The following is a 10503-nucleotide window of genomic DNA, read 5'->3' on the forward strand; positions in this document are numbered from 1 at the left end:
GCGGTGCATACGATTTGGCGCCGGGGTGCTTGCTGAAGCACACCAAGCAGGACTTTTTGCGGGGGAGGACGTTGCCGCTGAATTATGATTTATTCAGGGAGGATGCCCGCATTGTGGACGATTTGCGCTCGGATACCATCATGGTGCGCTCATCAAAGACCAGCAAGGCGGTGGGCATCAGGGCGGCAGGCTTTCCGTGCTGGGGCATCTGGTCGCCTAACCAGGGCGGTGCGCCGTTCATCTGCCTGGAGCCATGGTTCGGCCATGCCGACTACGAGGATTTTGAGGGGGAAATCAGCGAGAAAGAGGGCATTATCAGCCTGCCGGCCAGCAAGAGCTTTGAGGCTGAATACAGCATCTTGATTGAAGGCTGAGCAACGAAGGTTGGCAGGTGGCTGGAATTTTTTATGTGCAGGGAGTAAGGATAAATGGAAATAAAATTAATCGGCAGGGATTTTTCTGTCTGCAAGGTGGAGGATTATTCGCAGGTGGATTTGACGGCGGAATACTGCTTTATTGGCAGGACGGGGGAGGAAAATTCCCTTGTCTGCCTGACGGACAAGGTTCCCGGCAACGTGCTGGAGCGCGAGGACGGCTGGCGCGGCTTCTACATAGACGGGGTGCTGGATTTTTCACTGGTTGGAATTCTGGCAAAGCTGTCCGGTCTTCTGGCGGAGCATAAAATCAGCATTTTTGCTGTCTCCACCTTCAACACGGATTATATTCTGGTCAGGCAGGACAAGGAGCAGGAAGCGGTACGCGTGCTGTCGGCTGCCGGTTATCAGGTGACGGCGAGGTGAGATTTTTGCTGAACAGAAGCCGGGAGAACGCCATGGCGGGCTACAGCCACGGCGGCATTGCGACGGAAAAACAGCTCTGTGCGGCCCCTGTGCACCTGCTGCTGGCGCTATTGATTTTTGCGCTCTGCCTGCTGTGCGGCGGCTGTGAGCAGAAGCAGGGCAATATTGATTTTACCAGCACCCAGGGCAGCAGCCGGGAGGGAAGCGCCGGTATCGGCACGGGTGCGGAGGCGGGCGGCCTCAAGGGCAGGGAGGCTCCCCTGCGCATCGCCTTTGCCTCCGTCATATCGCCTATCGAAACCCGCAAATCCTATCAGAAGATGGTGGATTATATTGCAAGGGAGCTGGGGCGGCCTGCGGTACTGGTGCAGAGAAAGACCTACGAAGAGCTGGATATGCTGCTGGCAGGGGGCGAGGCGGATATTGCCTTTATTTCCACCGGGGCGTATACCTCCTACAACGGCATGATACCGCTGGAGCTTCTTGCCATGGTGCAGACGGACGGCACGGTGTTTTACAAGGCCTATTTTATCGTCAATGCGGACAGCAACATCACGGCCTTTTCCCAGCTGCGGGGGCGCACCTTTGCCTTTACGGACCCTTTGAGCTATTCCGGGCGGCTGGCGGTGGACTACATGCTGATGGATGAGTATCAGACCACGCCGGAGCAGTTTTTTCAGCGGTGCTTCTACACCTACAGCCATGATAAATCCCTGTGGGCGGTGGAAAACAAGCTGGCCGACGGAGCCGGTATTGACAGCCAGATTTATGATTATGCCAAAAAGCGCGACAGCAGGCTGGATGAGAAAATCAGGATTATCGGGGTGATGAAGCCGACGCCGACGGGGCCGGTGGTCATGCGGCAGGATTTGCCGCCGGAAACCAAGCAGAGGCTGCAGGAAATTTTCTTTCACATGGATGAAAATCCGGAAATGGCCGAGGCCATGCAGCAGGTTATTATCGATAAATTCGTGCCGCCGCAGCCGGATGCCTACGATGAATTGAAGCGGAAATTCAGGCAGCGGGAGGGCCTGCCGGAGAGCTGACGGCTTTTCGGCTTTCACAGCTTGTAAATGCGGGGCGCGGGCATGGCGGCAGGCCGTGCCGCTATGTAATGTCCGGACGAGGATTGTGTATGAAGAAGGAAAAGGGACTATACTACAAATTTAACGTGCTGATAGTGGGCAGCATATTTATCTGCGGGCTTATCATCGGCGGCACGATGCTCCGCACGGCCTACAATTCGCTGGAAACGGGGCTGGTGCGCTCCGGGCAGGAAATTGCCACCTCCATGGCGGCGGTTATCAGCAACGATATACTGCTGGATGACAGCTTTGCCCTGCATGAGCGCATGTCCAAGACGCTGGAGGCCAATGACCAGATACGCTATATCATCGTCACCAGCCCTGACGGTGAGGCGCTGGCCTCCACCTTTGTGGAGGGACTGCCCAAGGGTCTGCCGCCGGTCAGGCTGCCGGACGGCAGGCAGGGCACGGACGTGATGGTGTTTTCCAGCAATGAGGGAAACATCAGGGAAATACTGGTGCCCATTGATGATGGCTTTCTGGGGTACATCCGCATGGGCATGGCAGAAAAGCAGCTGGTGGCGGATTTGCAGGAAAAATGCCTGCTGGCCATTCTGCTGGTGCTGATAGTGTGCGTGGCGGCGGCCATCCTCGCCACCAGATATGCCCACGAATTTTTGAAGCCGGTGGCAAGGCTGTCCTTTGCCGTCAAGCAGATGGACAAGGGAAAATACGGCATTCAGGTGCCGGTCACGTCCCAGGACGAGGTGGGCAGGCTGGCGAATACCTTTAACAGAATGTCGGCGGGCCTGCAGAGCACCATTGAAAGGAATAACCGGCTGGTGGCGGATTTGCAGGAGAAGGAAAAGGGGCGGCTGTGGCTTATCCAGCAGCTTTTTTCCGCCCGTGAAAGCGAGCAGCGGCGCATATCCAGGGAACTGCATGACGAGAGCAGCCAGTCCATGGCAACCATCCTCACCTATCTGCGGCTTTTGCATGACAAGCTGGATACGGACGAACAGCGGGAAATGCTGTTTGAAATCAGGGAGCTGACGGCGGTCACACTGGAAGGGCTGCGGCGGCTGGCCGTGGATTTGCATCCGCCTCTTCTGGAGGACCTGGGACTGGCGGCGGCACTGGAAAAATATCTGGAGCCAATCCGCCGCGCCAATCCGGATATCGATATGAGCTGGAGCTTTGAGGGGGATTTTGCCAGCCTGTCCCGGCCTGTAGCCCTGATGTGCTACCGCACCGTGCAGGAGGCGGTGGCCAACGTGCTGAAACATGCCGGGGCGGAAAAGGTCAGCATCTATATGCTGGTACACAATCGGCAGGTTTACCTGACCGTGCAGGATGATGGCATCGGCTTTGACAGGGAAGCGGAGGAAAAGGCGCGGCTGGGCAGGCATCTGGGAATTGTGAGCATGAGGGAGCGGACGGAGCTTTTGCAGGGCAGCTTCAAGCTGGAATCCGCTTCCGGCAGGGGAACGAAAATCAGTATAGCTTTACCTGTTGATGGGGGTGCAGATGTAGAAAATGTGTAGGAATTTGAAGATTTTGCTGGTGGATGATCACAGGGTGCTCAGAACCGGCATGAAGCTCCTGCTGTCAACGCAGGAGGATATGCAGGTGCTGGCGGAGGCATCGGACGGGCGTGAAGCATTGGCACGGCTGGAGGAACAGCCTGTGGACATCGTGCTGCTGGACTTGTCCATGCCCGGCATGGGCGGCATGGACTGCCTGCGCGAGATACGGCGGCGCAAGTATCCTGTCCGGGTGCTGATTCTGACCATGTACAGCGAGCAGCAGTACATCAGGGAGGTGATGCTGCAGGGAGCGGACGGCTATCTCTGCAAGGATTCCGTGGATGCGGAGCTGTTCCGGGCCATCCGTACCGTCGCCGGCGGGGAGCGGTATCTGGGCAGCCGGGATGCCCATGCCCTGATTGACAGCTTTATCAATCCCGCCGGGGATGAGGCGGAGCTCTCCAAGCGGGAAAAGGAGGTGCTTTCCCTTCTGGCGCGGGGATATTCCCTGTCCGTCATAGCGGAGAAGCTCTACATCTCCATCAAGACCGTGTCCACCTACAAGACGCGCCTGATGCAGAAGCTGGGCTTTTCCCAGAAGCATGAGCTGGTGGAGTATGCCTTGAAGCACAACTGGCTGGACAAGGAATAGAACTTGTAAAAATGTGACAGACAATTACCACTCTTTAAACAGACTTAGGTCCTGTAGGAAAAAATCTGACAGAAAATCAGAATTTTTCCGATTTTCCAAAGTTGAACAATATGCAATAATAATAAACGTAAGATGCCTGCTGAACTGATGCTAAATTTCAAGTTTACATTATTTTTACGCAAACAGCTTAACAGGCTTTACATTTATGTATTACTATACAGACATGTTCTAATACAAAGAAATCATAAGGAGTGTGTAAGAGATGAAAATGAAGAAAAAGGTTTGTGCGGCACTGATAGCCCTGGGGTTGGCTTTTGGTTCTGTAGGTGCGGATATTTCTACTGCTGATGCGGCTTCTGTGGAAACTATTTCCTCGATTTCCGTCAAGGCTGATGGTTCCAATTTTAAATATTGGAATGAGAATGCTCCGGCACTGAAAGCCTTGAAGGCGTATGTGGAGGATGTAACTAACCCGAACAGCCCGAACTTCATTCCGGTGGAGGATCGTATCGCCGTATCCGATATGGATGGTACCTTCTACGGGGAGCTGGCGCCGACCTATTCCGAGTGGGCCCTGTATTTCCATCGTATCTTTGAGGATCCGACCTATCAGCCTACCGCTACGGAGAAGGCCTATGCCGAGGAATGCCTGAAAGCCGCCAAGGCCGGCAAGATTTCTGCCGACATGGATGCCGGTGAGGATATGGCCCAGGCCTATGCCTTTGAGGGGATGACCTTGGAGGAATTTGATGCCTATGTAGCTGACTGGATGAAAAAGACGCCGCTGGACGGGCTTTCCAACTGCACCTTCGCCGAGGCCTATTACCTGCCGATGATAGAGGTTATTACCTATCTGCAGGCCAATGACTTCAATTTCTACGTAGTGACCGGCACTGACCGCCAGCTGGTGCGCACTGCCCTGAAGGCTGTGCCATCCATCAACACCGACCATGTAATCGGCACTGACAGCGTAAACATCGCCCAGCGTCAGGGCTTTGCCAACGCCCAGTATTTCCAGTTTGAGAAAGAGGACGTGATGGTGCGCGGCGCATATCAGTCCACAGACAACAAGATGATGAAGGTTTCCAACATCTGCCGCGAGATTGGCAAGCGTCCGGTGCTGGCACTTGGCAACAGCAGCTCCGATGCTTCCATGCTGAACTATGCCGTATTCAACGACAAGTACAAGAGCATGGCCATGGGCGTCAACTGCGATGATGGCGTGCGCGACTGGGGCGGCCCGGAGAAGTCCGCCAAGTTCAAGGCCCTGTGCGACAAGTACGGCTGGGTGGCCATTTCCATGCGCGATGACTGGAAGACCATCTATGGCGACGAGGTAAAGAAGCTGCCATCCCAGAAGTTCAGGAAGTAATAGGCAGGGGACGGCAATAGCAGTTTTGCCAGCTTGTGAATGTGGAAATTTAAAGGAGAAGTTTATGCTGAAGAATTGGAAAAAGAAAACTGCAGCCTTGGGGCTGCTGGCGGCTGTTGCGGGCCTGGGCCTGCAGGGGATTGCTGCACCGGCGCAGGCTTTGGCCAAGCCAAATCTGGATGCCTGCTTTGATTTTGAGCCTCATCGGGGCGGCCGTGATGCACGGCCGGAGAATACCCTGTACTCTTATGCCTATGCTATTGAGATGGGTGCTACCTCCATTGAGTGCGACATGCAGCTGACGGCTGATGGCAGGATTGTCATGAGCCACAATCCTATCCTCAACCACGAGATTACCCGCGACAAGGCGGGACGCTACGTGGAGGATGGCAGGTTTGATATCCGCACCATGACCGTGGAGCAGATTAAGCAGTTTGATGTTTCCCGCATCAACCCTGACACGCCGTACTATCAGATTCACGGCACATCCCAGGTGGTGCCGGAGTCTGCCGAGATTCCTACGCTGGACGAACTGCTGCAGCTGATAAAGGATTCCGGCAAGGATGTGTACCTGAACATCGAGACGAAGAGCTATCCGGACAAGGAAGAGGCAGGCTACCGCAACAATCCTGACCCGAAGAAGTTCGTCAAGGTTTTCTATGATACGGTAAAGAAGTACGGCATGGAGGACAAGGTTATCCTGCAGTCCTTCGACTGGGCTACCCTGATAGAGATGAAGAAGCTGGATGCCAATATTGCTACCTCCGCTCTCTGGAGCCAGCAGCCTTCATGGGGCCGCGGCGGCGAGTACCTGCGTCCTTTTGAGAAGGAGAAATCTCCGTGGCTGGGCGGACTTGACATCAAGGATTTTCAGAATAACCCGATAGAGGCGGCTCACGCCATCCAGGCTGATGTGGTTTCGCCGTACTATACGGAGATAACCAAGGACGACGTGGATCTGGCACATAAATACGGCATGAAGGTGGTGCCGTGGACGGTAAATAATGTGCAGGATATGGAGATGCTCTATGCCATGGGCGTTGATGGCATGATCTCCGACAAGCCGTGGATTTTGCGGGCATTTTTGGAAAAGAAGGGTGCCAAGCTGAACCCTGTGACCGGTGTGGCTGTAGAGAAGTATCATCTGGAGCCGAACCATATTGACACAGAGGAAAACAAGCGGATAGAGGGCGGTCTGGACGCTGCCTATTGATGCATCCTGCCTGCGGCGGTGCGGGCGTATACGGTAGTTGTGCAGAACTTTTTTTGCAGGCTGTTGCTTTCGGGCGGCAGCCTGTATTTTTGTGCAAAAGATGTGCTAATTTCTACAAAATATGATAATATTTATAGAATACAGAATATAGGAGTTTTGCGTGGTTTAGTGTTGAGTTATGAGCGGAGTTTGGATGGTGATATATAATGCAGGCGTTGCTTAATGCCATGCTGGAGGACAGTGCCATAAAGGAAATGGCCGGACAGTTCAGGAAAAGCGGGGGGCAGGCCTTTGTCTACGGGCTGGCAGGTACGCAGAAGCACAGTGCGTTTGCGGCCTGCTATCTGCACAATACGGCGGTGATTGTTACCAGCGGGCAGCAGGAATTGAACGGCTGGCGCGAGGATCTGCAGTGCCTTCTGCCGGAAACGGAAATTCTGGAGCTGCCCGTGCTGGATATGGTGGAATTTAACGCTGCGGCCAAGGGCCTGCACAGGCTTGCCAGGCGCATGGAGGTGCTGGGAAGGCTGTTGAAGGGCGAAAGGCTGGTGGTGCTGGCTACGGTGGAGGCCGCCATGCAGAAGGGCATCGGCCCTGCCGCCTACCGTGAGCTGAGCCTGGTGCTGGAACGGGGCATGCTCATCGGCCGTGAAAAGCTGCTGCAGCAGCTGGTGAAGCTGGGCTATGAGCGCAGTGATCAGGTGGAGATGGCGGGTGATTTCAGCGTCCGGGGCGGCATTGTGGATGTATTTCCGCTGAACAGTCCTCATCCCTGCCGCATAGAGTTTTTTGATGATGAGATAGAATCAATCCGCCAGTTTAATATCGGAACCCAGCTTTCCATCGACAAGCTGGACGAGGTGGAAATCCTGCCCTTTGGCGGCGTGGCGGAGAAGCAGAGGAAATGCTGTTTCATGGATTTTCTGCCGGAGGATGGCACCGTTATCATCGATGAGCCATTGAAGGCCAGGGAGGCAAGCATCAAGCTCATCAAGGAAAACCCCGACATCCGCACCCGCATGTTCAGCTGGGAAGAGCTGAACCGGCAGACGGAGGGCAGGAATGTCATCCTGCTGGCCCTCATGCTGTACAATCTGCACAATGCCGCATTGGACAGGATTATCAGTGTCAAGGTCAACGGCGTGACCTCCTACCAGAAGCAGATGGACATGCTGGTGTCCGAGGCGCAGGACTGGCTGTCGGCCGGTCAGGGCCTGATAATGACGCTGGGTGACATGGGCAAATCCGGCTCCCTGAAAGAGCTTTTTGGCAGGCACAGGCTGGCCGCCGTGGAAACGGATGCGGCGGAGCCGGTGAAGCCGGGGCGCATCAATCTGGTGCAGGGAGCGCTGCTGAACGGGTTCGAGCTGCCGGGAGCAAAGCTGGTGCTCGTCACTGAGAAGGATATTTTCGGCAGGCAGAAGAAGAGGCTGAGCCGTGTCAGCAGTGAGGAACGCATCAACAGCTTCCGGGAAATCAACGTAGGTGACTATGTGGTGCATACCCAGCACGGCATCGGCAAGTACATGGGCGTGGAAACCGTGGAGATAGAGGGCATACGCAGGGACTACCTGCGGATTCAGTACGGCGGCGACGACAAGCTGTTTGTGCCTACGGATCAGGTGGGCATGCTGCAGAAATACATCGGCTCCGAGGGGGAAATCCCCCGCCTGCACCGCATGGGCAGCACCGCCTGGGCCAAGGCCAAGTCCAGGGCGAAATCCGCCGTGGAGGATATTGCCCAGGATTTAATCAGGCTCTATGCCCAGCGGAAAAAGACCCGCGGCTTTGCCTTCGGGCCTGATACCGTGTGGCAGAGGGAGTTCGAGGACGCCTTTCCCTTCGAGGAAACGCCGGACCAGCTCTCCGCCATCAATGACATCAAGAAGGACATGGAAAGGCAGCAGCCTATGGACAGGCTGCTCTGCGGCGATGTGGGCTTCGGCAAGACGGAGGTGGCTGTCCGGGCGGCCTTCAAGGCGGTCATGGGCGGCAAGCAGGTGGCGGTGCTGGTGCCAACCACCGTGCTGGCCCAGCAGCACTACCAGACCTTTGAGGAAAGGTTCAGGAATTTCGGACCTTCCGTGGACGTGATAAACCGCTTCCGCAGTCCGAAGGAGCAGAAATCCATCCTTGAGAGAACGCGGGAAGGCAGGGTGGATATCCTCATCGGCACCCATGCCCTGCTGAACCAGAAGAAGGTGCAGTTCAAGGATCTGGGGCTTTTGATCGTGGACGAGGAACAGCGCTTCGGCGTCAAGCAGAAGGAGAAAATCAAGAGCCTGGCCCTGGGGATAGATGTGCTGACCCTGAGCGCTACGCCGATACCGCGTACCCTGCACATGTCATTGGCAGGGGCGCGGGATATGAGCATCATCGGCTCGCCGCCCCAGGAGCGCTTTCCGGTGCAGACCTATGTGGTGGAAAACAGCAACGGCATTATCAGGAATGCCATTCACAGGGAGCTGAAACGGGGCGGCCAGATTTATTTTGTCTACAACAGGGTGGAAACCATCGAGCAGATGAAGCTGAAGCTGGAGGAAATCGTGCCGGATGCGGTTATCCAGATTGCCCACGGCCAGATGCCGGAGGCCCAGCTGGAGCGCGTCATGGTGGAGTTCTACGAGGGAAAATACGATATTCTCCTTGCCACCAGCATCATCGAGAGCGGGCTGGATATCGCCAACGCCAACACCATCATCATCTACGATGCGGACAGGTTCGGACTGGCACAGCTCTATCAGATGCGGGGCAGGGTGGGACGCTCCCACCACCTGGCCTACGCCTACCTTCTGTACCAGCAGAACAAGGTGCTGAGCGAGGTGGCGGAAAAGCGCCTGCAGGCCATCAAGGAGTTTGCGGAGCTGGGGGCAGGCTTCAAGATTGCCATGCGGGACCTGGAAATCCGGGGGGCCGGTGACCTTCTGGGCGCCCAGCAGCACGGCCATATTGCCAGCGTGGGGTTTGAGATGTACTGCCGCCTTCTGGATGAGGCCATGCAGCAGATAAAGACCGGCAAGCCGGTGGAGGTGATTCCGGAGCCGCTGATAGAGATTCCGGTGGAGGCCTATCTGGACAGCGATTACATCGGTGACGCCATGCACAAGATTGAGATTTATCAGAAGATTGCCGCCGTCAGGGACAATGACCAGCTGGAAGCTGTCCTGGCGGAGCTGACTGACCGCTTCGGGGAGCCGCCTGTGCAGGTGCTGAACCTTCTGGATGTGGCGAGGGTCAGGAATTACGCCCGCCGGATTGGCATAGAGAAGATTGTTCAGACGCCGATGTTTCTGGAAATTTACTTCCGGGGTGCGCCGAATATCCGGCCGGAGGGCATGCTGACGATTTCACAGGAGCTGAAATCGGCCATGAAGGTGCTGCAGGAGCGGAACCTGATGCGGATAGCCCTGAGAGCGCTGGCGCGGAAAAGGGTGCTGGATTTTGTGCTGGACATCGTGGAAAAGCTGGCGGCATAATATATTTTTTTCAGGAGGATTTTATGGGAAGCATAAAGGTTATAGGGCTGGGGCCCGGTGATTTCGGCTATATTACAATGGAGAGCTGGGAGCTGATGCAGGGGACGGAGCACCTCTATCTGCGGACGGCGAAGCATCCCACCGTGCCTATGCTGGTGGAGCGGGGCGTCAGCTTTGCTACCTACGACAGCTTCTATGAGGAAGCGGAGGATTTTGCGGCCCTGTATCAGCGGATTGCCGATGACCTTGTTCAAAAGGCGCAGTCCGGCATGGATCTTGTCTACGGAGTGCCGGGCAGCCCTATGGTAGCGGAAAAGACGGTGGTACTGCTCCGGGAAAAGGCGGCGGCGCTTTCCGGCACGGAAGATGAGGTGGAGCTTTCCATCCTGCCGGGCATGAGCTTTGTGGAGGTGCTGTATGGCAAGCTGGGCATTGACCC

Annotated in this window: 8 protein-coding genes and 1 pseudogene; all 9 read left to right on the forward strand. The window is 55.8% G+C overall.

The window, feature by feature from the left end; all coding sequences use genetic code 11:
* Positions 1–374: pseudogene (locus ACI3UA_RS07485) on the forward strand (aldose 1-epimerase family protein); the annotation flags it as partial.
* Between the two features lie 54 nt (positions 375–428).
* The gene (locus ACI3UA_RS07490) at positions 429–800 is read left to right on the forward strand and encodes an ACT domain-containing protein (protein ID WP_439724190.1); all 372 of its coding nucleotides are present in this window, start codon (positions 429–431) and stop codon (positions 798–800) included.
* A 5-nt stretch (positions 801–805) separates the two neighbouring features.
* Positions 806–1846 (forward strand): substrate-binding domain-containing protein, encoded by a 1041-nt coding sequence (locus ACI3UA_RS07495; protein WP_439724191.1) that lies wholly within the window; start codon positions 806–808, stop codon positions 1844–1846.
* Between the two features lie 89 nt (positions 1847–1935).
* A complete protein-coding gene (locus ACI3UA_RS07500) occupies positions 1936–3369 on the forward strand; it encodes an ATP-binding protein (protein WP_439724192.1) in 1434 nt (477 codons plus the stop codon).
* Positions 3362–4003: a response regulator transcription factor gene (locus ACI3UA_RS07505; protein WP_439724193.1), complete on the forward strand. Its 642-nt coding sequence runs from the start codon at positions 3362–3364 to the stop codon at positions 4001–4003. The genes ACI3UA_RS07500 and ACI3UA_RS07505 overlap by 8 nt, the downstream gene beginning before the upstream one ends.
* A 262-nt stretch (positions 4004–4265) precedes the next feature.
* Positions 4266–5375, forward strand: a complete 1110-nt coding sequence (locus ACI3UA_RS07510; RefSeq protein ID WP_439724194.1) for a haloacid dehalogenase-like hydrolase — start codon at positions 4266–4268, stop codon at positions 5373–5375.
* Positions 5376–5439: 64 nt separating this feature from the next.
* Positions 5440–6588, forward strand: coding sequence for a glycerophosphodiester phosphodiesterase family protein (locus ACI3UA_RS07515; RefSeq protein ID WP_439724195.1), 1149 nt, complete (start codon positions 5440–5442; stop codon positions 6586–6588).
* A gap of 206 nt (positions 6589–6794) precedes the next feature.
* Positions 6795–10064 carry a transcription-repair coupling factor gene (mfd, locus tag ACI3UA_RS07520; protein WP_439724196.1) on the forward strand — a complete coding sequence of 1090 codons (3270 nt, stop codon included), beginning with the start codon at positions 6795–6797 and terminating at the stop codon, positions 10062–10064.
* Positions 10065–10087: 23 nt separating this feature from the next.
* A partial coding sequence (locus ACI3UA_RS07525) for an SAM-dependent methyltransferase (protein ID WP_439724197.1) occupies positions 10088–10503 on the forward strand: 416 nt, incomplete at its 3' end.

The sequence above is a fragment of the Anaerovibrio sp. genome (assembly GCF_051866355.1).
Classification (GTDB): Bacteria; Bacillota; Negativicutes; order Selenomonadales; family Selenomonadaceae; genus Anaerovibrio.

Bases quoted from the DNA above. Each gene is read 5' to 3' on its own strand.
- ACI3UA_RS07490 (WP_439724190.1), top strand. From the start codon at position 429: ATGGAAATAAAATTAATCGGCAGGGATTTTTCTGTCTGCAAGGTGGAG.
- ACI3UA_RS07500 (WP_439724192.1), top strand. From the start codon at position 1,936: ATGAAGAAGGAAAAGGGACTATACTACAAATTTAACGTGCTGATAGTG.
- ACI3UA_RS07505 (WP_439724193.1), top strand. From the start codon at position 3,362: ATGTGTAGGAATTTGAAGATTTTGCTGGTGGATGATCACAGGGTGCTC.
- ACI3UA_RS07510 (WP_439724194.1), top strand. From the start codon at position 4,266: ATGAAAATGAAGAAAAAGGTTTGTGCGGCACTGATAGCCCTGGGGTTG.
- ACI3UA_RS07515 (WP_439724195.1), top strand. From the start codon at position 5,440: ATGCTGAAGAATTGGAAAAAGAAAACTGCAGCCTTGGGGCTGCTGGCG.
- mfd (WP_439724196.1), top strand. From the start codon at position 6,795: ATGCAGGCGTTGCTTAATGCCATGCTGGAGGACAGTGCCATAAAGGAA.